This is a genomic window from Methylotuvimicrobium buryatense (genome assembly GCF_005931095.1).
GTDB classification, from domain to species: domain Bacteria; phylum Pseudomonadota; class Gammaproteobacteria; order Methylococcales; family Methylomonadaceae; genus Methylotuvimicrobium; species Methylotuvimicrobium buryatense.
The window spans coordinates 3,345,875-3,372,681 of record NZ_CP035467.1; the positions used below are offsets into that span (position 1 = coordinate 3,345,875).

At 47.7% G+C, this 26,807-nt stretch carries 21 protein-coding genes; 7 read left to right on the forward strand and 14 right to left on the reverse strand.

Going from position 1 to position 26,807, the window contains the following annotated elements; all coding sequences use genetic code 11:
- Positions 1 to 4: 4 nt before the first annotated feature.
- The gene (locus tag EQU24_RS14995; RefSeq protein WP_235726359.1) at positions 5 to 796 is read right to left on the reverse strand and encodes a S1 family peptidase; all 792 of its coding nucleotides are present in this window, start codon (positions 794 to 796) and stop codon (positions 5 to 7) included.
- Between the two features lie 345 nt (positions 797 to 1,141).
- Here EQU24_RS14995 and EQU24_RS15000 point away from each other — a divergent pair, with 345 nt between their 5' ends.
- From EQU24_RS15000 to EQU24_RS15010, 3 genes are all read left to right on the forward strand, one after another.
- Positions 1,142 to 1,951 carry an exosortase/archaeosortase family protein gene (locus tag EQU24_RS15000; RefSeq protein ID WP_017838719.1) on the forward strand — a complete coding sequence of 270 codons (810 nt, stop codon included), beginning with the start codon at positions 1,142 to 1,144 and terminating at the stop codon, positions 1,949 to 1,951.
- A gap of 1 nt (position 1,952) precedes the next feature.
- Complete coding sequence (locus tag EQU24_RS15005; protein WP_017838718.1) at positions 1,953 to 2,573, forward strand: hypothetical protein; 621 nt, start codon at positions 1,953 to 1,955, stop codon at positions 2,571 to 2,573.
- Positions 2,574 to 3,699: 1,126 nt separating this feature from the next.
- Positions 3,700 to 4,140: a DUF2782 domain-containing protein gene (locus EQU24_RS15010; protein WP_341867664.1), complete on the forward strand. Its 441-nt coding sequence runs from the start codon at positions 3,700 to 3,702 to the stop codon at positions 4,138 to 4,140.
- Positions 4,141 to 4,280: 140 nt separating this feature from the next.
- Here the strand turns inward: EQU24_RS15010 and EQU24_RS22465 are convergent, their stop codons facing one another.
- From EQU24_RS22465 to EQU24_RS15020, 3 genes are all read right to left on the reverse strand, one after another.
- A complete protein-coding gene (locus tag EQU24_RS22465) occupies positions 4,281 to 4,439 on the reverse strand; it encodes a hypothetical protein (protein WP_017838716.1) in 159 nt (52 codons plus the stop codon).
- A 505-nt stretch (positions 4,440 to 4,944) separates the two neighbouring features.
- Positions 4,945 to 5,964: a transposase gene (locus tag EQU24_RS15015; protein ID WP_017838715.1), complete on the reverse strand. Its 1,020-nt coding sequence runs from the start codon at positions 5,962 to 5,964 to the stop codon at positions 4,945 to 4,947.
- 97 nt (positions 5,965 to 6,061) lie between these two features.
- Positions 6,062 to 6,256 carry a hypothetical protein gene (locus EQU24_RS15020; RefSeq protein WP_138767186.1) on the reverse strand — a complete coding sequence of 65 codons (195 nt, stop codon included), beginning with the start codon at positions 6,254 to 6,256 and terminating at the stop codon, positions 6,062 to 6,064.
- 612 nt (positions 6,257 to 6,868) lie between these two features.
- Here EQU24_RS15020 and EQU24_RS15025 point away from each other — a divergent pair.
- Entirely contained in the window at positions 6,869 to 8,605 is a 1,737-nt protein-coding gene (locus EQU24_RS15025) for a DEAD/DEAH box helicase (protein ID WP_017838713.1), read from the forward strand.
- 404 nt (positions 8,606 to 9,009) lie between these two features.
- Here EQU24_RS15025 and dnaQ read toward each other — a convergent pair whose 3' ends face one another.
- From dnaQ to EQU24_RS15050, 5 genes are all read right to left on the reverse strand, one after another.
- Positions 9,010 to 9,729 carry a DNA polymerase III subunit epsilon gene (dnaQ, locus tag EQU24_RS15030; RefSeq protein WP_017838712.1) on the reverse strand — a complete coding sequence of 240 codons (720 nt, stop codon included), beginning with the start codon at positions 9,727 to 9,729 and terminating at the stop codon, positions 9,010 to 9,012.
- On the reverse strand, positions 9,729 to 10,412 hold the full coding sequence (locus EQU24_RS15035) for an alpha/beta hydrolase (protein ID WP_017838711.1): 684 nt from the start codon (positions 10,410 to 10,412) through the stop codon (positions 9,729 to 9,731). Before EQU24_RS15035 ends, dnaQ begins: the two co-directional genes overlap by 1 nt.
- Positions 10,413 to 10,490: 78 nt before the next feature.
- Positions 10,491 to 13,844 (reverse strand): EAL domain-containing protein, encoded by a 3,354-nt coding sequence (locus EQU24_RS15040; protein ID WP_017838710.1) that lies wholly within the window; start codon positions 13,842 to 13,844, stop codon positions 10,491 to 10,493.
- The gene (rnhA, locus tag EQU24_RS15045; protein WP_017838709.1) at positions 13,841 to 14,284 is read right to left on the reverse strand and encodes a ribonuclease HI; all 444 of its coding nucleotides are present in this window, start codon (positions 14,282 to 14,284) and stop codon (positions 13,841 to 13,843) included. The genes EQU24_RS15040 and rnhA overlap by 4 nt, the downstream gene beginning before the upstream one ends.
- The gene (locus EQU24_RS15050; RefSeq protein ID WP_014149465.1) at positions 14,277 to 14,993 is read right to left on the reverse strand and encodes a class I SAM-dependent methyltransferase; all 717 of its coding nucleotides are present in this window, start codon (positions 14,991 to 14,993) and stop codon (positions 14,277 to 14,279) included. The genes rnhA and EQU24_RS15050 overlap by 8 nt, the downstream gene beginning before the upstream one ends.
- Positions 14,994 to 15,082: 89 nt before the next feature.
- Between EQU24_RS15050 and EQU24_RS15055 the strand changes: the two genes are divergently transcribed.
- A complete protein-coding gene (locus EQU24_RS15055; protein WP_017838708.1) occupies positions 15,083 to 16,699 on the forward strand; it encodes a LysM peptidoglycan-binding domain-containing protein in 1,617 nt (538 codons plus the stop codon).
- 56 nt (positions 16,700 to 16,755) lie between these two features.
- Here the strand turns inward: EQU24_RS15055 and EQU24_RS15060 are convergent, their stop codons facing one another.
- Genes EQU24_RS15060 through EQU24_RS15075 form a run of 4 tightly spaced genes read right to left on the reverse strand, consistent with a single transcriptional unit; the run spans position 16,756 to position 22,833 of the window.
- A complete protein-coding gene (locus EQU24_RS15060; RefSeq protein WP_017838707.1) occupies positions 16,756 to 18,369 on the reverse strand; it encodes an ABC transporter ATP-binding protein in 1,614 nt (537 codons plus the stop codon).
- The gene (locus EQU24_RS15065; protein ID WP_017838706.1) at positions 18,366 to 19,697 is read right to left on the reverse strand and encodes an ABC transporter permease; all 1,332 of its coding nucleotides are present in this window, start codon (positions 19,695 to 19,697) and stop codon (positions 18,366 to 18,368) included. Before EQU24_RS15065 ends, EQU24_RS15060 begins: the two co-directional genes overlap by 4 nt.
- Complete coding sequence (locus EQU24_RS15070; RefSeq protein ID WP_017838705.1) at positions 19,697 to 20,677, reverse strand: ABC transporter permease; 981 nt, start codon at positions 20,675 to 20,677, stop codon at positions 19,697 to 19,699. Before EQU24_RS15070 ends, EQU24_RS15065 begins: the two co-directional genes overlap by 1 nt.
- A 35-nt stretch (positions 20,678 to 20,712) precedes the next feature.
- Positions 20,713 to 22,833 (reverse strand): ABC transporter substrate-binding protein, encoded by a 2,121-nt coding sequence (locus tag EQU24_RS15075; protein ID WP_017838704.1) that lies wholly within the window; start codon positions 22,831 to 22,833, stop codon positions 20,713 to 20,715.
- Positions 22,834 to 22,858: 25 nt separating this feature from the next.
- Between EQU24_RS15075 and EQU24_RS22470 the strand changes: the two genes are divergently transcribed.
- Positions 22,859 to 23,176 carry a hypothetical protein gene (locus EQU24_RS22470; protein ID WP_040575252.1) on the forward strand — a complete coding sequence of 106 codons (318 nt, stop codon included), beginning with the start codon at positions 22,859 to 22,861 and terminating at the stop codon, positions 23,174 to 23,176.
- A gap of 1 nt (position 23,177) precedes the next feature.
- A complete protein-coding gene (locus EQU24_RS15080; protein WP_014149471.1) occupies positions 23,178 to 23,960 on the forward strand; it encodes an enoyl-ACP reductase FabI in 783 nt (260 codons plus the stop codon).
- 118 nt (positions 23,961 to 24,078) lie between these two features.
- Here EQU24_RS15080 and EQU24_RS15085 read toward each other — a convergent pair whose 3' ends face one another.
- Positions 24,079 to 25,941, reverse strand: a complete 1,863-nt coding sequence (locus tag EQU24_RS15085) for a SurA N-terminal domain-containing protein (RefSeq protein WP_017838703.1) — start codon at positions 25,939 to 25,941, stop codon at positions 24,079 to 24,081.
- Between the last annotated feature and the right edge of the window lie 866 nt (positions 25,942 to 26,807).

A 26,807-nucleotide genomic window follows, 5' to 3' on the forward strand; every position in this document is an offset into this window, starting at 1 on the left:
TTCCCTACTTTTCAACCTTATTCAACAATTGCCTCAAATAAACCGAAGGTATCGCATAAGTAATACCGCTAGGCTGGGAAAGGACCTGCTCTTTGCTTTCCTTGACGAAAACCTTGTTGATAATACCGACCACTTCGCCGGTTTCAGGGTCGTATAATGGGCTGCCGCTATTCCCCGGATAAGCCGTTGCATCGAGTTGAAAAACATTGTAAGGATTACGTAAACGCTTAAGCATTTTTGTGTTCAATTGCCTGGACTGGATAACCGGAATCGCCATCGGCGTAATAGCCGACACGATTCCTCGATGCGTCACCGGAAAAAGCCCAAGCACCATACCTATCGGATAGCCGGTAAAGGCATACAACTCCCCTTCCTTCACTCGACCGGAATCGCCAAGCCTCATCGCGGGTAAACGAGCATTACCGGACAGCTTCAGTATAGCCAAGTCATGTTCCGGGGCGATCGCAACCTGTCTTGCTTGAACCATTTGATCCTTACCGCCACGACGAATAAAAACCGCTAAGGACTCCAAATGCCCTTCATCCAATTCCTTTGCTACCACATGTGCGTTGGTAACAACTAAACTTCCATCGCCAACGGCAAAACCGGTACCTAAAAAAAGCCCTCTAGGACTACGCGTTCGCTGAAACGTCCCGACGACGACAATGCCGGGCTTAATTTTTTCAATCGTGGCAGGTAATGAATCGGATGCTAAACTTAAAGCCGACCACATCACACCGAAAAACACCGCTACAACAACCCCAAAAAAACCATAATTTCGACGCCGACTATTCAAATCAATTCTCCAATTCAACTCAATGCCCAATCTATCATTTTCGCCCATATCCAAAAGCAGCCCTATTCACTATTCACCTTTCACTGCTAACTGCTAACTGCTAACTGCTAGAATACTAACAGCGCAATCACAAACGTCTACTAAAAAATCGAACTTATGAACAGAAACGATAATCAAATTACCCGAAGCTTGGTAGCACTACGATTATTCTGCTAGCATGTGCAACGCTTGGATCGTCATAATCGGAACCCTCTATCGACTCGGTTAAAAAATATGATCAGTTATCCTCCTCATTTATCTAAATCGGCTCATTCAACCGAGACCCTCGCGCTGAGAGAAACATCAATGCTTTGGTTATGCGCCGGCTTGTTGATTTTGGTTTTTGCTCCGACAATATTTTGGCTTATCGAACGCTGGACGATGAGCGTATGGCATAACGGACACGGCATCCTGGTCGCCTTACTGGTTATTTATCTAGTCTGGGGAGAATTAAAAAAACGTAAGAACTTACCGAGAAGCGCTAATCCTTGGGGGTTTGCGATACTACTTCCGGCGCTAGCTGCGCATATGCTGGATACCGGCATGCATACCCAACTATTGTCCGCCGCCGCACTTTTTTTGGCACTACCGGGACTTGCACTGTTGTTTCTGGGCACCGAACGCAGCAAAGCCATTATTTTTCCATTGGCTACGCTCTTCCTCACTCTGCCGATACCATTGGTATTCACCGAATCGATACACATGACGTTGAGAATCATCGCCACGAAAAGTGTGGCGTGGTTACTCAAATTATTCGGCATTCCGGTTTATTCGTACGGAACTGTTCTGCAAGTTGAAAACGGCGTACTGCAAGTCGCCGACGCCTGTAGCGGCTTTTCTACGCTATATGCGGCAATCACGATCGCGATTTTAACGGCGTATTTCTGCAACAGCATTCGCCGACGAATCGTACTGCTACTCATTGCCGCACCGCTGGCCGTTGGCGTTAATATCGTTAGAGTGCTTGTACTAACTCTGCTAGTCAACTGGTTCGGCTTGGATGTATTAAAAACCTCGGCACATGAAATTTCCGGTTTAATGACCTTTATGATTGCACTACCGATTATTTTCATAATCGGCCAAAACCCTCCTGAAACTCCGCTGGCAGAAAATTAACATGCTATCCGCCCGTTATGCATTGCCTGTCTCGTTGATCCTTTCAATTGCCTTAATACCGACTGTCATACACAACTATTTTGGCTCAACGGATCTAGACAACCGCTCGGTACAAGCCATAGAACAGGAGCTAGGCCGGTTCAGTTCGCATCCGACCAAAAGAAATCCGAACTGGGGGGAGCTGACCTTCGGTGCCAGCGAGTGGATCGAACGCAGTTACCAAGACGGCGTAAGCCATCCGGTACGCCTATTTGCCGCACGAGCCTTCGATCATAAACGCCTCTATCATCATCCCGAACTGGCGCTGTCCTATGGAGGCGACTTCGAAAACCAAGGAGTAATCATTCTTCCGGGAGAACCTCGCATTCCGGTTAGGATTCTTCGAAGCAGAAGCGGAAAAGGGCTAGTTGCTTATGCATTACATTACCAAGACCGCTTTATCGATAACCCGATTCTGCATCAGATTCAAGAGTCATTGAAACTGCTGATAAGCCCGAGAAAACCGATCACATTATTTTACGTCTCCGATATCCATACGCCTATTGATCAGGATTTTCAAGACACACCGACTGCTATGTTGTTGCAAAAAACCATAGCCGACTTTCTAGCTCAGCCTGAATAGAATTAAGCTTTAAAACGGTTTGAAGCTTGTTGTTGCTTGATTAGCAAGTTTCTTCAGCTAAAGCTCAAAAACCAAGCCAGCCTTAGCCGCAGCCACTTCTGCGGGACGGGTTATTTAACCCGCTCTTAACGTTTCGACTTGCCTTAAAAATTTCGGCTTACTTTGACCAAAGTCGAAACGCTTAGACCGGGGTTACAAACCCATACGCATCAAGCTAAAAACGGCCAACCCGCATCCCGCTCTTTCCCTGGCTGAAGCTCTCATCGTTATATACCTTTCGCACTTCAAATTTCGGCTGTGCCCGAGGTGGCGCCGGGGTGTGCGGCAAAGGCTTTGCCAGCATGGAGCTGGCATAGAGGCTACATGGACGTATTCACGGCGTCCTTTGGCGGACACCCCTGCGCCGAAATTTGACCAGCAAAGGGTATACATAAGTCAAAAATTACCCTTTTGCAACCTTAACCAATGAGACCTCGATACCATTTATTGTGACTTAACACTTTCGGCCTCGAAATCGCGATCAGGGGATCGCTCCCACAGAGCGTCCACCGCTCTCTGTGGGAGCGACACCTTCGTCGCGACTATCGAAGCCAGTAACGCTCAAACACCAATAGCCTTTCCGGACAACACAACCATTTAGCGCTCGGTCGCTACTTTTTGCACAATTATACCTTTCGCACTTCAATTTTCGGCAATCCCTAAGGAGGCGCCGGGGTGCTCGGCAAAGGCTTTGCCAGCATGAATGCTGGCATAGAGCCTTGTACATGGATGTATTCACGGCGTCCTTTGACTGGCCCCCGGTGCCTCCTTAGTCACCTGCCGAATTTTGAAGTACGAAAGGTATACTTAAGTTGGAAGTTCATAGGCGCTTTTATAACCGAAATCGACGGCTGTGTTCAGGATCGGCTGTAACCTTTTTATTTAGATGAGTTTTTTTAATAAAACAAATTTACCCTGAGGAGGGGGTGGTCTAATATTTACTAGACGGCCGATACACGATTCAAAATCGACTAGGATGACAAACTCCCTCGCCGCGAGTTCTTTAATGGTTTGTCAGAACTTTTTTCATTACGCAGAGCCCCCAAGCTGTCATAATAGGCTCAATAACCGATTAGATATAGAAATTATGATGCGTTTAACTTTAACTTACAGCTTGCTAATTATTCCGGCACTCGCATTATCGGCTCCGCCGCCCATTTTAATGAATATTCCCGACGTACCGGATATGCCGGCACCGGTGCAAAGCGGCCAAGTGATGGATCCTGACCAAACGGTAATACGCAGAAGTACGGAAACCACCGAAGCCATTCCCGATATACCGGATGCACCGATGCCTGTCGAAAGCGGCGAACCCATGGAACCCGATATCACCATCATTCGGCGAGGTAAAGAACAAATACAGGAATATCGGATCAACGGAGAGTTGTACATGATCAAAATCGTTCCCGATATCGGCCCGGCTTATTATTTGATCGACACTGACGGCGACGGCACCATGGACGTCAGAGAAAGCGATTTACATCGCGGCACGCGAATCAATCAATGGAAATTGCTTGAGTGGAACTGATCAAAGACGCCAAGAAAGGTGCGCATCGCGCACCTTTTCAAGACGCTGAAACAAACAGAATAACCGAGAAATGGCGCGCGATGCGGCGCCCTACAAATGATCGAACTTTTGTCAGATGTGGTTTACGGAAAATGAAATCGTCAACGCAAAAAGACATCCATGCCGACCCGCTCCAGCAGTACCTTAAGATACGCTTCGGCCTTGCTGACTTGCAGATTTTCAAGCGGATTGAAATCGTCGGTAACGATTAAACCCCCTTCGGCCATCGAATAGCGCCGCTTATTCAATAGCCTCAGCATTTTTGAATTTCCCTGCTCTGCATCATAAGTATCTACACAACTTTTCCTAAAAATTTCTGAACGGTTGCTTTCAAGCTATACCTTTCGCACTTCAAATTTCGGCAGTGCCCGAGGAGGCGCCGGGGTGTCCGACAAAGGCTTTGCCAGCATGGAGCTGGCATAGAGCCTACATGGACGTATTCACGGCGTCCTTTGACGGACACCCCGGTGCCGAATTTTGATCTACGATGGGTATATCCAATTCTTCTTGAGAGTAGGCATCCGCTGAAAATCTTGGAAACGGAGCGTTAGCGAAGTGAAGATTTTTAGTCCCCGATAGCCGTAGCGCCGGGTGTTTTGCCGGAGTCTGCGCGAATAGCGCAGGCGGAGGCAAAATACAAGGCATCGCGACACGGCGTAAAGCCATTTGTGGGAGTGCTACGGAGCCGCATCGAGTATACGATGATGTGGCGTAGTGGCACGGACGCAGGGCGAATCGGGGCCGCCGAAGGCAATAATCGCCAAGTCATTTTTCGCTGCTGAAATCGGACGGACCCCATTTCAGCTGTCGCGAAAAATCTTGGCGCGCTTGCATGATTTCAAGCATGGAGAGGAAGACCCACAGCCCCGACAACAGTGCTGGATTGGTAAACTCCTTTTTGTGGCGCATTTGCCTGCCGCTGAGTTTGATCAGAAATAGTCTTAATTCAGCCGCTTCCTTGCTTTTGTCGGCAGCTATGGCCCAAACCGTAACACAGGCCATGCTAGCGACCAAGAGGCGTTTGGCAATGGCCAGGGCTGATTCCTGTTGCCACGATTCGAGGTGGTGGCCTGCCGACTTGACCAGTTTGAAGAAACACTCGATTTGCCAGCGCCAGTAGTACCATAGCGCAAGGGTCGAAGCATCAACGTCTTTCACATTGGTCAATAGCAACCATTCCGCCAACACATCACCCTCGTCGGACAAGACGCGACTAACCACCAGCCTAGCCGCTACAGGAATGCCAGGCACAGCCGGCTTTTTGCCTTTCTTCTGACTCGGTTTGGCGGGACGGGTTAGCGTCACGTCTGTTTCCGCCACCCACTGCCAATAAGTCTGACCATGATAACTGACTTGCCGAGTCTTGCTGAACGCCAGTTCTTGCGCCACGGCTTTACAAGCCATGGGCTTGCCCTGGTAGTCCACATTAGGATTATCCTTGACGCGTACTAGCCAGTGGCTATCCGCCGCTTCCCAGCGGCGGATATGACCCACAGAATCCCCTTCTCGGTCAATTAGGTGTACTAATGGCTTGGCAAAACCTTGTTCGTCCAAAAACTGGATGCAGTCGCTAACTTCATCCAGATGATGCTTGACGGGCAAGCCGGGCTCGGGATCGCCGTAGGTGGCATAACTCCCGTCAGCACTCACTAATCGCTGCGCCACCGGCGCCAGCGGTTGCCCGTTCTGATCGCTGACAATCAGACTGGTTTGCAAGTCATAGTCGACATCCGTCTCATGCGTAATAGCATACGTATCGGTTTTGTTATACCCTTTGCTGGTCAAATTTCGGCGCCGGGGTGTCCGTCAATGCCGAAATTTGAAGTGCGATAGGTATAGTATGTTTGTAGTTCAGGTGTGACCAATCATGCTCACATAAGGCCTACTGGCTGCAATGCTCGGCGATGCCTTCATGCATTGCTGAAATCAGCGGCTCCTGTAATTTCGACAAGCAAACCGATTCATTCTGATAAAATCGCCAAGCGGCTTGAGTGCTGGCGAAACTGCTGATCTTATTCGGCAACGCCTTCAAGCCTGCGCTCAGGCGTTCGCTTGAGTTTATGTGTTCAAGTACCAATTACTGATGGCGATTGGCGAGGCGTGGGTCTATACCCGTCAGTGTTTTTTAAAATCATACGATATCATGCCATTTTTCTGGAAAACTTGTGTAGATACTTATGGCTAGAGAGGAGAGCTCGGAGCCCGTGGACAGAGCGTGGATAACCCTGATAAGTGAGATTGATTTAACCGAGTGCACAAGATTGCGGAGGCAATTAAATAATCATTGATGACAACAACAGGTCAGACCGGTGTTTTTACAACCCGTTATACCCATAGGTTCTTAAGAAACCGTTACGATGATTGAGGAATAAGCGCGCGGATAGATTCATCAGGAGTCCTGAGGCAATAATGCCTCTGTATGAGACCGGATATATGACGGCAATCTTGATCTCTGTTTTGACATCAATTTTTGAAAACTTGGCTTGCAGTAAACGAGGAGTCCATACATGGGTATATCACGAAATACTTAGCTAAGGCTAAAGCCACCGATAGTTTTCATCGGTATAGTCAAAATCAAAAAAAAGCCGTTCTTGTCAATCTATTTTTACCAGATTGATTAATATGAGGTATAATTGCGAGCTTAACTCCCCTCCGCACCACGCGTCTTAAATTTACCCACAGGCTTTGCATGTCCAACGATGTTTCCTCTTTTCCAACTTTTCGTGAATTAGCTCTAATCGAACCGGTGCTTAAAGCATTGGATGATGTCGGCTACGAATCGCCTTCCCCGATTCAGGCTCAAACCATTCCTCACTTAATGCAAGGCAAGGATGTTCTAGGCCAGGCACAAACCGGCACCGGTAAGACCGCAGCTTTTGCTTTACCGATATTATCCCGCCTCGACCTAAAAAAAACCGAACCGCAAGTTTTAGTTCTAGCTCCCACCCGCGAATTAGCCATACAAGTTGCCGAGGCATTCCAGCGCTATGCCGCGCATTTAAAAGGTTTTCATGTATTGCCGATCTACGGCGGGCAAGACTACACGACGCAACTTCGCCAGCTCAAACGCGGCCCGCATGTTATCGTCGGGACTCCGGGACGGGTCATGGATCATATGCGTAAAGGCACGCTAAGACTGGGTGAATTAAGCTGTTTGGTACTCGATGAAGCCGACGAAATGCTACGCATGGGCTTTATAGACGATGTCGAATGGATTTTGGAACAAACCCCTAAACAACGCCAAATCGCGCTGTTTTCGGCAACGATGCCGGCACCCATTCGCAAAATCGCGCAAACGTATTTACATGACCCCGAGGAAATCACGGTCAAGGTCCGCACGTCGACCGCCGAAACGATACGCCAACGCTACTGGCTAGTCAGCGGAGTTCATAAACTCGACGCACTAACCCGCATTTTGGAATCGGAAACCTTTGACGGCATCATTATCTTTGTACGCACCAAAACCGCGACGGTCGAACTGGCCGAAAAACTCGAAGCGCGAGGCTATTCGGCCGCGGCAATCAATGGCGATATGTCGCAAGTACTGCGCGAAAGAACAATCGCGCATTTGAAAAACGGTAAACTGGATATTCTAATCGCAACCGACGTGGCAGCGCGCGGCCTTGATGTCGAACGGGTCAGCCATGTCATCAACTACGATATCCCTTACGATACCGAGGCCTATATTCACCGTATCGGCAGAACCGGACGCGCAGGGCGCACCGGCGACGCGATATTGTTTGTCGCGCCGCGCGAAAGAAGGTTGCTCAGCAATATCGAGAAAGCTACCCGACAAAAAGTCGAAGAAATGGGCCTGCCTTCGACTGAGATTATTAACAACAAAAGAATTGCTCGTTTCAAACAACGCATTACCGATACACTGGCCGCAGAAGAATTGAGTTTTTTCATTCAATTGATGGAACAGTACCAAATCGAACATAACGTTTCGGCGATCGAAATAGCCGCAGCCTTGGCAAAACAAGTGCAAGGCGAAACGCCGCTGCTGATGAAAAACCCACCCAAGAAAGAATCGGAACGCCGCGAACACAAAGATCATAGAGAAAATGACTCGGGCAATGAAAGGAAGAGCAAACGCAAACCGACACCCGACATTGAAATGCAAACCTACCGTATCGAAGTCGGCAAGGCTCATGGCGTAAAGCCGGGCAATATCGTCGGCGCTATCGCTAATGAAACAGGGCTCGATGGGGATCATATCGCGCGTATCAAAATCGAGGAAAATTACAGCACCGTAGAGTTACCTGCAGGTATGCCCAAGGATATTTTCCAAGAATTGAAAAAAGTCAGAGTTGCCGGCCAGCAATTGAATATTTCCAGGATGGGCGAACCGCTGAAAAAATCTTTCAAGGCCAAAAAACGAGACGGTTCCGATAGCAAACGAAAAAAAACTAAGTCCGATAGCTAAGGATTCGGCTGTTCGGTTGGCAGGTGTCGGCGCCTCACTGCCATTAAGTTAAGCCGTGATAGAAATGAGTAATTTTTGCATTCAAGTTCTAAGGCACCTTAAAAGCTTGCCATCCATGGCACTGGATTTCGCCAGTCCATGGCGGAATGACGGAGTTCCCTTAACTTAATGGCAGTGGTGCCGGGCCTGTCAAGCGAGTCACAGAACCGCCGCAAAGCCTACTACTTGTAGCAGTTATTTTGTGCATATTCCTAACTTTATGAAGGTATGGGGTGTGGCTAGCGAGGATGTCGGCAGCAGGGATTGCTGCCGTCAAGCCCCCATGGATGGGTTCACGGCGGGCCTCGATAGACACATCCCATACTTTTTATTCTTAGACGGTTTTTCGATCAAAAGGGAGTAAGTTAATTTTTCCACAGACACCCCCCGCCCGCTTTTTCAATCGCATCCAAACGCTTTTGATGCTCGGCAGCTTCGACAACATCACAATGAATCACTTTTAGCCTGGGGCGATCGGAAGACAGGCGAACAATGATCGATGCGCCTCCAGCCGACTCTTCCCTCGGGTTTTCTTCATCCAACAATGAAGCCTGTCCGCCGGTCATCAATAGGTAGACATCCGCCAGGATTTCCGCATCCAAAAGCGCGCCGTGAAGATCGCGATGACTGTTATCGATGCCGTAGCGCTTGCATAAGGCATCCAAACTGTTGCGCTGCCCGGGATGTTTTTTTCTGGCAAACGTCAAGGTATCGAATACCGAGCTGTAATTCTCGACAATTCCGGTCCCATTATTCAATAAGCCGAATTCATGATTTAAAAACCCAACATCGAATGGGGCGTTGTGAATGATCAATTCGGCATCGCGAATAAAATTGATGAAGTCTTCGACTATCGAGGAAAACAACGGCTTATCGGCCAAAAACTCATTGGTGATTCCATGGACCTCGACCGCACCGGCATCGATTTCCCGCTCCGGATTAATGTAGACATGAAAATGTCGACCGCTTAGGCGACGATTCAATAATTCAACACAACCTATCTCGATAACACGATGCCCTTCTTGCGGATTAAGCCCTGTCGTTTCGGTATCCAGCACGATTTGCCTTATGGTCGGCTTACTCATCACACATCCTCCCCGATGTGAAAACATTGCCGGATGAAGTCGGCGATATCCCCGACCTCTTCAAAACAAACAGAATGCGCCATCGGATATTCTTTCCAGACTACAGAATAGCCGATCGATGTCAATGCCTCGAAAGCCGCTCTGCCCGATTCACGGGCAACGACGTTATCGAACGAGCCGTGCGCCATCATTATCGGAAGCGATCGATTTACCTCGAAAAGCGCCGGAACAACTTCAGGCCATGTCGGTAAATAGCAAGAAAGCGCTAAGATACCCGCCAACCGATGCAGACATTTCAAGCCGGCATCAAGTGCAATCACGCCGCCTTGCGAAAACCCGGCCAGCAAAATATTTTCGGAAGGCACGCCATCTGCAATTTCCCTGTCTATCAATTTCAAGATCGACGCCGACGACTCGGCAATACCGGCCTTGTCAACTTGCCGTTCCAATGACATATCCACAATGTCATACCAAGCCCGCATGGCCATTCCTCCATTGATCGTAACCGGGCGCACCGGCGCATTAGGAAAGCAAAATCGAATCCCCAAATCATCGGGCAGCCCCAATTCCGGAACAATGCCCTCAAAGTCATGCCCATCGGCCCCCAAGCCATGCATCCAAATAACCGTATACCGATGCGGTGCTCTAGGAGCAATTTCGACCCAATCAATCTCATCCATCATACTTTCAAATCCCCTTCACCATTCACCATTCACCATTCACCTTTCCCCTTTCCCCTTTCCCCTTTCCCCTTTCACCTTTCATCTTTCCCCTTTCCTTACCCAAACCTCAAAATCCGCACTCGTCATCGGCCGAGAAAAATAATAACCTTGAAACACTCGACATCCCTTGTTGTACAGAAAGTCTCTTTGCGCCTCGGTTTCGACCCCCTCGGCAATAACATCGATTCCGAGATTATGCGCCATATTGATGATAGTCTCGATAATGACGGCATCGTTGAAGTCGGTAGTAATATCTCTGACAAAACTCTTGTCGATTTTTAATTCGTCCAGCGGCAATTGCTTGAGATAGGTCAACGACGAATACCCCGTCCCAAAATCGTCTATCGAAATTTTCACACCCAATTGTTTCAAGGCACGCATTTTTTTGACCGTGTCATCGATATTATCGATCACAACGCCCTCGGTTAATTCGATAACGAAACGTGAAGCCGGAACCTCATATTGACTGATCGCTTCGGCAATTTGATCGACGAAGTCTTGCTGACGAAATTGCTTGGAGCTGACATTAATCGAGATGTGTTGAATATCCAAGCCGTTATCGAGCCACTTTCGCATTTGCATGCAAGACTCGCGAAAAACCCAGATACCCAGTGGCACGATCAAGCCCGCTTCTTCGGCAACCGGAATAAATTGATCGGGGGAGATTAAACCTTTTTCTTTATGCTCCCAGCGAATCAAGGCTTCCGATCCGGATAGCCGTCCTAAACGATCGGTTTGCGGCTGGTAATACAAAACAAAATCCTGATTTTCGATTGCCGAACGTAACTCTTTTTCTAAAAACATTCGGGCATCGGCCGCTTCTTGTATGCTTTGATGAAAAAAGCTTATCGTATTACGCCCTTTAGCCTTGGATTGATACATCGCCTTATCGGCCTGTTGCAAAATCTGATTGGCCGTTTGACCGCTATCCGGAAACAAAGCAATACCGATACTCGGCGAGCAATGGTGCTCGAAATCGTCGAAAAAATATGTTCGGTTTAATGCGCGCCTTATTTTTTCGGCAACATGTAATGCCTCATCGCTGGCAGCTTCGAGACTGCGTTTATTGGCATGAATCAATATGACGAATTCGTCTCCGCCTAGTCTTGACGGTATGTCTTCTTCCCTGAGCGAATCCTTCAAACGGTTCGCAACTTGAATCAACAATTCATCCCCGACATGATGCCCCAACGAATCGTTCAACACTTTGAATCGATCCAAATCGAGAAAAATAATAGACCCGAAAGTCCCTTGGCGTTTACTCACAGCCAATTCGTTGGAAAGCTGATTGACCAGTAAACGGCGATTGGCCAGAGCTGTCAGCGGGTCATAAAAAGCAAGATCATGAATCTCATTTTCCGCTTTCTTTTTCTCGGTAATATCATAAAAAATTGCGACAAAATGCGTCGTATCGCCTTGTTCATTCTTAACGGCCGTGATCGTTTGCCATGTCGGAACATTTTCTCCATTCTTGCGCCGATTCCAAATTTCACCTTCGAATTTGCCAACTGTAAGTAAATATCGCCAAAGCTCGTCATAAAAATCATTATCATGACGGTCAGACTGTAAAATCCGTGGATTCCGCCCGATCACTTCATCGGAACTAAAACCGGTAATTTCAGAAAAGGCATGGTTGACGCGTAAGATATTGCCGGCACTATCCGTAATTAAAATACCCTCATGAGTTTCAAATGTCGTCGCCGCCAACCTTAACTGGCTTTCGCTCTCCGCGAGACTGGCATTACTCCGCTTCAGTTCCAAGGTCCGCTTTTTAACTTCTTCCTCCATCCTTAAGGTCCGTCCGGACAACATCAATAAACCGATACCGGTCAACCCTGTGAACGAAAACCCACCGAGCAATAACCACCAGACACTCCACGATAAATGTCTATGAAAAAATTGCCCGGAAGGCTCGTAAATAATATACCAACCGCGGTCTCCGACTGTTATTCTCTCCGCAACCCTTAAAGGAATATCGATGACTTTATGAACCGGTCTCTCTGGAAAATTGCTAAACAACATTGAGTTATGATCGGATATTCGAATCAACAACTGCATATCCGGAAGGTTGCTCAAAACTATCGACACGAGATCGTCGATGCGAAACACCGTCGCGGCAACGCCCTTAAAATGTAGCCGCCTGGATTCTACGGTATCCACCGGTTGAAAGCGCTCATAAACCGGGGAATAAATTACAATCCCGCTTTTGTCGGCATGACCGTCCTGCACCAACTTGAGCTTCCCGGTAACGGCGGTCGCCCCGCGATCCCTTGCACTCTCGACCGCGCTTAATGCTATGGGGTTAACTAAAATATCATAACCCAAAGCCTTCTCGTTACCGTCTAGCGGTTCAAGAAAAGTAACCGGCAAATAGCTGGCGCGGGGACCTGCCGAAACCATTTGCCCGGATTCCTCAGGTTCGCGTATTGCAAAGCCTTCATTTTGCGAATTTTCGAATCGTTCCCGCTCCGTTGCCGGCACATGAGCCATCCACTCCAACGCTACTAGACCTGGGTGCTTATCTAAAAGGGGAACGGTAAATATTTTAAAACTCTCTTTGGAAATGGGACCGGCGCTATCGAATAACCCTTTTAGGATCTCATTGGTACCTATATGATCTTGAATCAAGACACTGAAAGCATGATGAAACAACATCGCCTGTCGATCAAAGAACGACTTGATTTTTTGAGACTCCTGCCTATTGGCGTATTGAAAAACGCTAACGACCAACAGAAACAGCAACCCCAACGGATAAGCCACATAGTTGCGACGCACCCTCCATGAAGATCTTGGCTCCCCAATCAAAGTCAGCACAAATGGAGTAAAAATCAACACTCCTATCGTATCGCCAATCCACCAAGTTCCCCAGCTCAACCAAATATCATCACCGGTAATCACGCCGCGCGCCCACAGAGCTGTAACGCCGACAGTCGCCGCGACCAAACAAGCTAACGGCCCGCCCAATAGCATGAAGCGCAAGATGCTTCGATCTTCCGTTAACGGATCGCCGATGCCGACCCACCGCTCGATTAACGTAGCTCCGACCAGAGCTTGAACGCAGCAAGCCACACTGACGACACTCCCGATCACCATGGAGCCAAGAATCATTTCGGCTGAGGAATGATCGAGAAAAGCATACACCTGCACAAACAAAGCGCCGAAAAAAACACCTGCCAGCACTCTTACCCGGTAGACCAATATCAATGCTAGTGCGATACCCGAAGCCGGCCACACAGGACTGACGCCGCTCGGCGGGATCGCCAACAGGGTACCAAGACAACCTCCGGCAATATAACTGAGCGCGGCAACCGCATTGAGAACAAAATTTTTTCCATTAAAAAAACTTTCACCGGAAACGATATGAGAAGAGTCGACACGCTGAAACAAATTCATGCTCTCTTTAAAGAATCGATGCCTTGATTAGCCAACCGGTCTGCCGTCTCGTTGCCTTGATCGCCGGAATGCCCCTTGACCCAAATCCACTCGACCCGATGCTTAGCCATCGATGCATCGAGACGCCGCCATAAATCGTCATTCTTTACCGGTTTTTTGGCAGCCGTCAACCAACCTCTTATTTTCCAATTCGGCATCCATTCGGTGATGCCTTGTAGTACATATTTCGAATCGGTATATATCTTGACGGAACAAGGACGTGTTAACGCTTCAAACGCTTGAATCGCAGCCATAAGCTCCATTCGATTATTCGTCGTTTGCGCTTCGCCGCCGAATAATTCCTTGGCCGACCCTTTATAGCTTAGAAGGACCCCCCAACCGCCAGGGCCGGGATTACCGCGACACGCACCATCGGTATAAATTACAACGGACTCAGTCATCTTTCGTTAAACGCTGCGACGATTCAAACCCGTTCAAAATAGCCATGCGAGGCTGCTTTAAGGCTTTGGAATCTAGTGGAATAAGTGTGTATCGACGTTTGATGGCCCTGATTGCGTAGGCAGTGGCCCGCAACGAGGATCTTTCAGATTTAGCATTTGCAGGATTGGAACGAACCGAATCGATACTTAAATCGGCAACCGATTTTGCTTCGAAATTAAGCAGCTTTAACCAATCCAGCACTCTTCTCTTACTGATAAAATGTCCGGCCCACGAATCCGCCATTTTCTTTTCCCAAAGATATTGATAGCGAACCCAAAAGCTCCACGGATTAAAATTAATAATCAACACATGACCTTCCGCTTTTAGCACTCGTTCGATTTCACGCATCGTTTGAAAACGGTTCGCATCGAATTCCAGCAAGTGAGGCAATAAAATCAGATCGACGCTATCACTCAGTATAGGCAAGCAATAAGCTTTAGCCTTAATTTTAAGCGCACCATCGCATCCTAGATTATTGGCATCTAAAATCGTAAAACCGTTATAAAGCGTGCAGTCAATAAATTGATCCTCCCAACCCAAACCGCCTATTTGCAGCACTTTTTGTTTGCAACTGACCGTAATCGAACGCCGAATATATTCGGCTTCAACCTCTTGCAGCATTTTTCCTCTCGGCGTTTCATACCAAGAGAATAAAAAATCGCGCTTCATAAAATCGGCTCAAAAAAATTTAATTACAGTGAATTATGATAAAAACGGGCTATACTACTCATTTCGTGCAATGAATTTAAGATATAGATATGCCTAAGACTAATTCTAACAGGTCATTGACGCTTTTTTCGTTTTTGATTTTGACGCTCTCAGCTGGTTGTACTCAACAACCGACCAAAAGTTCACTTAGCATTAGCCAAAAACCGCCGCTCGTCAAACGAGATGATTACAAACCACGTCTAAATAAGCTTAAGTTCGCCAAGTCTAAAAAAGAATCCTTATTTAAATCTGGCAACCATAGTATTTGGGAACGTTTGGTCTCGCTTTACGCATTGCCGGAAGTCGAAAATGAAAGGATCGATAAGGAAATTAATTGGTTTCTTAAAAATCCGGAATACTTGATGCGCGTACAAAAACGCGCCGAACCTTACTTGCATTTGATTTTAGAAGAAATCGAATCAAAAAACATTCCCGGCGAACTGGCTCTGTTACCGGTCGTCGAAAGCGCATTCCGGCCCGACGCTTACTCTCCGGCACACGCCTCCGGACTTTGGCAATTCATTCCGGAAACCGGTCGTTTATATGGTCTGAAACAAAATAACTGGTATGACGGACGCCGCGATGTTTATGCCTCCACTCAGGCGGCAACTAAATTTTTAAAAGACCTCAGCGATAATTTCGAAGGCGACTGGTTACTCGCGCTGGCCTCCTATAACTGGGGCCGAGGCAACGTGCAAAAATCGATAGACAGAAATCTGGCTCAGGATTTGCCTACCGATTACTGGTCGCTAAAAATGCCCAATGAAACATTTAACTATGTGCCGCGACTTTTGGCTGTTGCGAAGATTTTTGCTAACCCGGATCAATACAACATTCCGTTGTATGAGATTCCCGATCAGCCTTATTTCGAAGTCGTCGACCTGGACACCCAACTCGACTTACAAAAAGCCGCCGAACTCGCCCAAACCAGCGTCGACGAAATTAAGCGCTTGAACCCGGCCTTCAAACGCAACGCTACCGCACCAAACGGTCCGCATCGTTTATTGATACCGGTCGATCAAGTGTCGATCTTTAAAGAGAACCTAGCCAAGCTTCCGGTTGCGGAACGCTATACTCAAGCACCCGCACCGGTAGTACCGGACAACGCTCGCGTCAAAGCCGTCACTAATCAAAAAATTAAGCATACAATCCGCCCCGGCGAATCATTAGGCTTAATCGCTCGAAAATACCAGACCTCAGTCGGCGCTATCCGCACGGCTAACCGTCTTGGCAAAGCCGATCATATCCAGTCGGGAAAATCACTAATCATACCGACAAGCGGAAAATCGACCGTTGCCGCCAAGTCAGCGCCAACCACTGCAAAACCAGTCATTTACACGGTCAAATCCGGCGATACTTTCTGGAAAATTTCCCGGCAATTTTCGGTTAGCACTCAAGAAATTTATCAGTGGAATAAGTTGAACGCAAACTCGAATTTAAAAGCCGGGCAAAAATTGACGATCAATAAAGGCTCACAAATCGTTGCTAAAGCCAATCCCTCTTCACAACCGATTAACTATACCGTCCAACCCGGTGATTCTTTGATGCAAATCTCGCGAAAATTTAAAGTCCCGGTTAGCGATTTGTTGAAATGGAATTCGACCAGCGTCGACAAGATTTTGAAGCCGGGTCAGCAACTGAAAGTATTAGCCGACAAATCGACTTAGGATTTGGCCCAATTTAGAGAATAAAGGCAAGAACAACGGTATTGCCCTTGCCTTTTTTATACATCCTTGTTTTGCAAGCGCGGAACCGCCGCCAATAATTCGCGGGTATAGGCATTTTTTGGATTCAGCAGCACCTGCTCGACTTCACCGTGCTCGACGATCTTGCCGCGATACATCACCGCTACTTCGTCGGCAATTTCCGCAACGACACCAAGATCATGCGTAATAAATAAATAACTCACGCCTTGTTCTTTCTGTAAATCCTTCAACAACTCGATTATTTGCGCCTGAACCGAAACATCCAACGCGCTAGTCGGCTCATCGCAAACAATCATTTTCGGCTGCACGGCTAGTGCTCTGGCAATACAAATCCGCTGGCGTTGACCGCCTGAAAATTCATGCGGATAGCGATGCGCGCTATCCGGCGGCAAATCAACCCGCTCGAGCAAGTCAATCACTCTCGCATGTCTATCGACTGCATCAACCTCGGGATACAAGGCTCTAATTCCTTCATCGATAATCTCACTAACCAACATTCTAGGGTTCATCGACGAAAACGGATCTTGAAACACGATTTGAATATCGGCCCGCTTGCGCCGCAAAGCCTCACCGGTCAGCTTATTCAATGCTATGCCGTCCATGATCACCTGCCCGGAATACGCAGGAATCAAATTCAATAGCGACTTGCCGAGCGTCGTCTTGCCGCAACCCGACTCGCCGACCAAGGCCAAGGTCTTGCCATGTTCAATTTCGAAGCTAACGCCATCGACGGCCCGAACATGGCCGACGACTCGCTTAAAGATCCCTTTTCTAATGGGATAATAGACCTTAAATTCATCGATCTTCAGTAGCGATGGCTTTTCCTCTCTCTTATGACCGAGACAACTATCCATCGACGGCAAGGCATCGAGCAATTTTCGCGTATAAGGGTGCGTGGGATTTTGAAATATCGAAGCGCTCCGCCCAGTCTCGACGATTTTGCCTTTTTGCATCACGGCAATGCGATCGGCCATCGTCGAAACCAATGCCAAATCATGACTGATCAACCATAACGCCATGCCGGTCTTATGTTGAATCGCCTTAAGCAACGCCAATATTTGCGCCTGAATCGTCACATCCAGTGCGGTCGTCGGTTCGTCGGCGATCAATAAATCGGGTTCGCCCGCTAAGGCAATCGCGATCATGACCCGTTGCCGCTGCCCACCCGATAATTGATGCGGATATTCGCCGGCCCGCTTTTCGGGTTCCGGAATTTCAACCCGAGTCAATAATTCGATGACGCGTTGCCGAATCGCTTTTTTCGTCATCGAGAAATGCAATTTAAGCACTTCGGCAATTTGTTCGCCGACCGTCATCACCGGGTTAAGCGATGACATCGGATCTTGAAAGATCAATGCAACCCGCCGACCGCGAATTTTGCACAATTCATATTCGGCCTTGCGCAATAGATCGACGCCATTCAGGTTGACTTCATCCGCCACGACGCTTGCATTGACCGGCAATAACCGCAATATCGATAACGCGGTAATCGACTTACCGGAACCCGATTCGCCAACGATTGCAAACGTTTCGCCGGCATGCACCTCGAAGCCGATAGCATCGACCACCGGATTATCGGAGCCGAATTTGACTGTTAGATTTTTAACTTCAAGAACGGGGCTTCGGTTCATCCCATGCGCCTCGGATCGAATGCATCCCTGACCGAATCGGCAAATAAATTGGCAGCGAGTACTAGCGTAAACATAAATAAGAACGATGCCGTCAACGACCACCAAACCACCGGCTCGCGCGCCATTTCAAGCCGGGCACCATTAATCATATTCCCCCAACTATGCGTGGTCGGATCGACGCCGATATTGATATATGACAACACCGCTTCGGCCAACACCAAAGAACTAAAGTCGAGCACGACCGAAATCAATACGATATGCATCACGTTCGGCAAAATATGCCGAAATAATATAATTCTTCGTCTGACACCAAGCGCCGAAGCCGCCTGCACATATTCCATCTCGCGTAATTTCAGCGTTTCGGCGCGCAGCATACGGCATAGTCCTGTCCAACTGGTCACACCCAAAATTATGCATAAAAACAGTAGCCTCATATCGGCGCGAACGATCAAGCTGGTGAACTGTTCTTCATTTTTCGCCATATAGACCTGCACGACCAGAATCGAGGCGGCAATCAACAACACACTCGGAATCGAATTGAGAGTCGTGTACAAATATTGAATCGTATCATCGACCCAACCGCGAAAAAAACCCGCAAGAATACCGAACACGATTGCCAGCGGCAGCATAATCAGCGTCGTTAGCGTCCCAATAACGAGCCCTGTTCTAATGCTTTTAATCGCCTGGTACAACACATCCTCACCGACCTTATCGGTACCTAAAACATGATAATAGGACGACAACTCAAGCAATGTAGCGCACAACGTCACGATCCAAAAAATGGTCCAAGCAACGGCCTTGGCTGAAGCTTGACTTATTAATGCATTTTGCCGATGCCGAAACTTTTGCACCAATAAGACAAGCACGATAGCCGCTGGAATTGCACTTTTAATAAAGCCGAAAGACGCCTTCATTAAAACATCGTAGAACAACTCGGATTCCGGATCATCCAAATGAGCCCCGCCGTATTGCAATCGCGGATAGGCCCATACCGGACCGCCATCTTCGAGCACCATTAACTCTTTGCCGAAAAGATGGGCCGCAAATGGTGCCGAGTAGGTTTTTTCTCCATGCAAACGAATCGGCGACAGCCATTGATCCAAAACACTGACGATTTCATTGGAATCTTTCGAATGAAAATGCATCGAGTCAAGCAAACCCACCGCCACGAAAAATAGCAGCACGGTCAACGATACCATGCCGGTCTTACTCGTGCCTATTTGCCTTAACGGCCTTGTCATTCGAGGGTTGCGCAGCATATAAACCGACAATACGATCATGCCGATCAGCAACACAAAAATAAGCGCATCGGTCCATAAAACAACCATTATGACAACCTGACTCTAGGGTCTACTAAAGTATAAGAAATATCGGTCAATAACAGCCCAAAGATATAAAGCACCGAGCCAAGAAAGACCATCGACCGGACAATCGCAAAATCCTGACTGTTGATCGCATCGATCGTATAACTACCCAGGCCAGGAATACTGAAAAACGATTCCATGATCAAACTTCCCATAAATAACAACGGCAGCACCACGACCACGCCGGTCAAAATAGGTATCATTGCGTTTTTTAACACATGCCGAAATAACACTTGGGTCTCGGACAAGCCTTTGGCTCTGGCGGTTCGTACATAGTCCTTTTCGACCTCCTCCAAAAACAGCGTTCTGTACCATCTCGCGCCGGAACCGATGCCGGAGAGCACACCGATGACTATCGGCAGCACTATGAATTTCAACGCTTGCAAGCCTCCATCGTAGCCGGAAATCGGCACCAGCTTCAGCACCTTGCCGATAAAAAACTGTCCGCCGATGATATAAAACAATGACGATACCGACATCAGTACGACACAAAGCACAATACCGCCGAATTCAAGATAAGATCGGCGAAACAAAACCATTAACAAGGCTACACAAATATTCGTGATCAAACCCAGCACTAAAGTCGGCAACGCCACAGCCAAACTGGGCCACATCCGCTGTTTGATATCAGCACCGATATTACGACGATCGCTGTCGGAAATTCCGAAATCGAACCAAAACAAACCGGCCGATTTTTGAAAAAAAATCGTTTCAGTGACCTTGCCTGCCCCTCCGGCCTCAGCGTTCCATAACAGCGGTAAATGATAACCTCGCTGCTGCTTCCAGTTTTCGACGGCTTGCTCGGTGACATGTTTGTGCCCGAGTTGCATACGCGCCATATCTTCGGGGCTATTCACGACGAAAAACAACACAAACGTCAGAATGTTAACGCCCAGCAATAGCGGAAATGCATATAAAACTCGTCGGATGATATATTGAATCATCGCTAGGCCTCCAAAACCTTGTAGATTATTGAAAACTAATGAGCGGTTGCTCTGATTTTACGGCGATAAGCAATCACCGCCGGTACAATCAGTACCGCTAACAACAATAAAACCAGCACAATAGGCCAGAAAACCGGCTGATTCCATTGCTGTCTTTTTTCGGTCCGGGTAACTGTATCGATGCGAACGTACTTTAAGCGATTATTCGCCATTAAATTCGGCTTCACATTTTTATACCACTGGTGATAAAGAATGAAATCTTTCGGATAAAAGCCGAATAACCACGGCACATCATAACGAACTTGTTCTTGTAATTGCTGAATCAAGCGAAAGCGCTCGTCCGTGTTATCCATATTGCGCATTTTTTCGAATATGCGATCGAACTCCGGATTTTGGTAATTACCGGTATTTTCCCCGCCGAATTGCACCTTTCCGTTTGGTCCATAAAGCAGAAAAAAGAAATTTTCCGGGTCAGGGTAATCGGCATTCCAACCCCACATATAAATTTGCGCATTGCCGGCACGCATTTTTTGTTGAAAACGATTGTAATCGGTCCCGCGTATGACCAATTTAATTCCTAATTGTCTAAATTGTTTGCGAAACCAGTTCAATCTGGACCGATCATCGATACCCGACGAGGTCGTATCGAAATACATAATCAAGGGTTGGCCGGTTTTGGGGTCGATCCCCCCGGGGTATCCGGCCTCAACCATTAATTGACGAGCCGCCTCAATATTCTTTCGCTTTGGCCTGCCGTCCACCCAATCGTAAACATAGCGATTGAGCCCTTCCTGCCCTTCGGCATAGCCGAATATACCCGGCGGCAAAACGCCCTGCGCGGCTTCGCCGCGACCATTCATGAATATCGAAATAAATTCCTCATAGTCGACCGCGATAGCGATCGCTTGGCGTAACTTTCTAGCCTCATCGGACAACCCACCGACTAGGCTATCCAGCATATTGAAGCCCATATAATAAATTGCGGTCACCGTCGATGTTTTCAATTGAATGCCTTTTTCTTCCATCGAGCGGGTCAAACCCACTTCGCCGCTGCCGGAAAATTGCACGGCTTGGTCGAAACTATCGGAGGCGATACCGGATGCATCATAGTAACCTTGCAAGAATTTTTGCCAGTAGGGAATCGTTTCCTTTTCCAGCGTAAATACGACTTTATCGATAAAAGGTAAAGCCTTGCCGGCATCTTCGAGCAAACCTTGCTCGCGGTCTTCCGGCTCACCTTCGTCGGGATAGGCTTCGAAACGAAAATTGGGGTTTTTTTCCAGTACCATGCGCCGATTCGGATTGTTTTCCGCCAATAGAAAAGGTCCGGTACCGACCGGGTACCAATCGAGCGTGATGTTTTTTTCGATCAAACCATCCTGATGATAAAAAACATCGGCTTCCCAAGGCATCGGCGCGAAAAACGGCATCGCCAACCAATAACTGAATTGCGGATACTTGCCGTTGATTCGAATTTTATAACGGTACTTGCCCAACGCTTTCACGCCGGAAAGTTTTCGCTTCATTAATTCACCGACTTCGACATCCCGGGTAGCCTCGTAAAACTCATCGAATCCGACAATATACTGCTTCATTAATTCAGCGATCGGCGATTGAATTTTCGAATAAGCCAGGCGCTTGATTTGATAAACATAATCTTCAGCCACCAACTCTCTAGTCCCTGACTGATGGAAATCAGCCAACGCAGTGATGTGCGCTATCTCCGTATCGCTCAATGCATGATATCGATACGTTCCGTCACTGTTTTTGGCAAACGCCGGATGCGGCTGATAGCGAAGTCCCGGTTTGATTTCAATAAGATAATCGGTAAAGGCAATATGCGCTTCCGCAGCATTTTCAGGTAATGGATTGCCTTCGACATCAAGATAGACTACTTCCGGCATGTGCATCGCGGTCAACGGTACCAATTCATAAGGCCTTTTGAGGTAGTGATATTGAAATGGCGGCTCATATATCTGTCCGAGAAACGTATATTCGTTAGCGCTATAGGAAATCGCCGGGTCCAGATGCTTCGGCCGCTCGGTAAATGCAGAATAAAGCACCGCCAAATCAGCGTCTTTTTTGGAATAAGGATTATTTAATTGCGAGATATCGCAAGCACTTAAGAATATGGCAGCAATTCCCAGTTTGAGCATTTTCGCCGATCTTAGGGTGAGGGGTATGCCTGTCGAGGAACGCCGTAAACCCATCCATGGGGGCTTGGCGGCAGCTAAGCGCCAAGGATGGCGTGAATGCAGATTTTGCAGGAGCAAAAATCTGTCCCGCTGCCGACATCCTCGCCAAGCACACCCCACACCCTTTTTGATCCCTAAATTGGGAGTTGCTGAGAATATGGCAAATGCCGACAAAACTGCTTTTACACCAATAGTTTTAGATTTTATGTTCATCAGCAGCGTATTCATCCACAAAAGGCTGGACATCAAATTAACGGTTAGAGATACTTTGCGTTATTCTAACAATAAACCAATGGAGAGATAATATGGGTTTCATGCAAGGCAAACGTGTCTTGATTGTCGGCTTGGCCAGCAACCGCTCAATCGCTTGGGGTATTGCCAAGGCAATGCACCGTGAAGGTGCCGAACTGGCATTTACGTTCCAAAACGACAAATTGCAAGAACGTGTCGTCAAAATGGCCGCCGAGTGCGGCTCCAATATTACTGTCGAATGCGATGTCAGCAATGACGACCATATCGAAGGCGTATTCAAGGAACTAGGCAAGCACTGGGATGGACTGGACTGCATCGTGCACTCGGTGGCTTATGCGCCTAGAGAAGCGCTGGACGGCGATTATGTCGAAGCCACGACCCGAGAGAATTTCCAAATCGCTCACGATATCAGCTCTTACAGCTTTACCGCACTGGCTAAAGCAGGGCGGCCGATGATGAAAGGACGCAACGGCGCCTTGTTGACGCTAAGCTATCTAGGCGCGGAACGCGCGATCCCGAATTATAATGTCATGGGGGTCGCCAAAGCCAGCCTGGAAGCCAATGTACGTTATATGGCCGTCGCCTTAGGCGCCGAAGGCACCCGTGTCAATGCGGTTTCAGCCGGCCCCATTAGAACGCTGGCAGCTTCCGGCATCAACAATTTTAAGGCGATGCTGAGTAAAGCGGCTGATACCTCGCCATTGAAAAAGAATGTCACCATTGAAGAAGTCGGCAACGCTGCGGCATTTTTATGCTCGGACTTGGCTTCCGGAATCACCGGAGAAATCACCTACGTTGACGCCGGCTATAACATAGCCGGTTTAGCTGCATCCTAATCCTTTCCAAGGATAACGCAGTCAAAAAAGGGAGCTTTAAGCTCCCTTTTTTTATGCCGTTTTAAAATCCGATAAGGCAACGCTTTTGCTAAAACGCTGCCTCAATATCCGGTTTCAATCATTTTGACCGGATAGTCACGTCGGCCTTTTCTTGCAAACTAGCCATTACCGCACTAAATAACGACTGACCTAACGCATTAGCAATATTTTTGGTTGCCAATTCCATTCGTTTTTTGTCTTCTTCAGTCATCATGCCATCGGTAACACTCTGCAGACTCACCAACACTTGATCGCCGTTTCTCAACGGCGCGACAAAAAGATTCGGCTGATCGGCAACAGGTTTGGCTGCTTTAAAAACAGCCTGCAAAAGCTCGACAGGAACTTCAGTACTGGTGCGCGACAAGCCTGTTATCGATTTGTGACTAACATCGCTTGCTTCTTCGGCTAATTTTTTTAAGTTCTCGCCGGCCATTGCACGGTTTTTAAGATCGAAGACGCGCTCTTCAGTCTGCCGCCTAGACTTCGACAACAACAACGCTTCGATGACGTCATCCCTTACTTCAGCGAGTTCGCGCACAGTAGCAGGCTGATGATCCTTGACATGCAATACGACCAATCGATCGCCTTCCAGCTCGAGCGGCTCGCTGTTATTGCCTTTCAAGACATCTTCGGAAAATGCTGCATTACGAACCAAGTGTTCCGCGGCGATTCCTTCGCCTTGTTCACGGGTAAACAATTTTGTCGTTTTAACCGTCAACCCTAAAGCGTCCGCTACTCCGAGTAAATCTTCGGAATGCTCGTAGCTGAACTCCGTCAGTGTTTGCCCGAGCTCATAATATTTATTTTCGGCTTCCGTTTTTTGATAGGATTGCTTCACTTCATCCTTAACGTCCTCGAAAGACTTAGTTTCTCCGGGAATCAGTTCAGTCACTTTAATCAGGTGATAACCGAAAGCCGACCTAACAGGCTCGGAAACCTCACCCAACTGCAGCGCGCTCGCCGCATCCTCAAAGGCTTTTTCCATCACGCCGGCTTCGAACAATCCTAAATCACCGCCGGATTTTGCCGTTAATTTATCATCGGACAAGGCTTCGGCAACTTTAGCAAACGACTCGGCTTGCAGTTGCTGTTTCGCTGCCTGAGCCTTTGCCAACGCTGCTGCATCATCGGTTTCGCTAGTCACTGCAAAGAGTATATGGCTGATTTTTCGGCGCTCTTTAGTGCTGAAAGTTTCCTTTTGCTCTTCATAAAAGGCACGCAATTTATCGTCAACAACTTCGACTGCATCGGCAAGCTCATTTAGCGATAACTCGATATAATCGACCGAAACTTGCTCGGGAGTACGATAATTATCTTGATATTGCCGGTAAAAAGCTTCAATTTCTTCTTCGCCGGGCTGTTCGTCAATCGGTTTGACCGAAACCGTCAGATATTCAATATCCCGTAGTTGATTTTGAATTTTAAAAAAACTTTCAACATCGTACGGCGTGGCAAAACTGCTATCAACGACCGCATGCTGAAACTGCTCCATCATCAATGCATTCTTGATTCTGCCTACAAATTCGATCGAAGACATGCCCTGGGAACCCAGCAATGCTTGGTATTGGTTTTTATCAAACTTGCCGTCAACCTGAAAGTAGTCCAAAGATTGAATAAAATCTCTAGCCGTTTTATCCGTTATCACCAGGCCTTGCGATTGCACATGCTGCAAAAGCACTTCATCTTGAATCAATTTTTGCAGCGCTTGCTGCTTAAGCGTTTCCTCGTCGATATCCAAACCTTGCAAACTTTGACTGAATTGAGCATAGGCTTTAGACACATCGCGTTGAAAAAAATCTCTATCGCCGACCGATGCAACCGGAGTTTCTTTTCCAACATCGAGATAGTTTTGAATTCCCCATAAAGCAAAGGGTACTGTGATTGCGATCAGAATGACCCACGAGAACACGCCCTGCGCTTTTTCTCTTATCTTTGTCAGCATATGCTAAATCCTTAAATAAAAGTAACTTGATTTGTATGAACACTCATGTACATTGATTTTTAGGCTACCGCCAAACTCCCACTCGACCCCTTTTAGGATTTGGTGATTAATAACGTCCTGGAACTATGAGCTTTGTTGAGGGTTCGGTCACTCGCTTGGCAGGATGCCGTAAATACGTCCTTATAGGCTTGACGGCGGCTTTCCCTGCCGCCGACACCTATCAATCGAGTTACCGAACCCTCCCTAAAATAGGGAATTTATTTATACCTTTCGCACTTCAAATTTCGGCAGCGCCCGAGAAGGCGCCGGGGCGTCCGGCAAAGGCTTTGCCAGCATGGAGCTGGCTAGAGCCTACATGAATGTATTTACTGCGTCCTTTGACGAGCGCTCCGGTGCCGAATCTTGATCTACGATGGGTATACGACCGAATCCTTAAACACATGGTAGATCAAAATTCAGCACCGGATACCCCCGTCAAAGGCCCAGCACCTAAATTAACTATAGCCAATGAACTATTGAATTTAGGTACTGGGTTTAGACCCTATGCTCCCTCAGTTAGCGTTAGGTGAGGGAGCGCATGTTCTTCAGGTACTGCCGAAATTTGAAGTGCGTAAAGTATCTACTGAAAAATCGCTCAACTTCTTTAAAGATGCGGGTGACTTTCGAGGATCCTGCACCTAAATTATCGAAATTCGGTCCCACAACTAAAACGTTTGGAATTTAGGAGCTGGCGAACCCATTCATAGGAACTTGGCGGCAGTCTGAACGCCATGACCCAGCACCTCCAAGAAATTAGCCGCTTTTTCGATCAGATCGGAGTAATAGCTACCTTCAATCAAAGCAAAAAAAAACCCCGAACCGTGAAA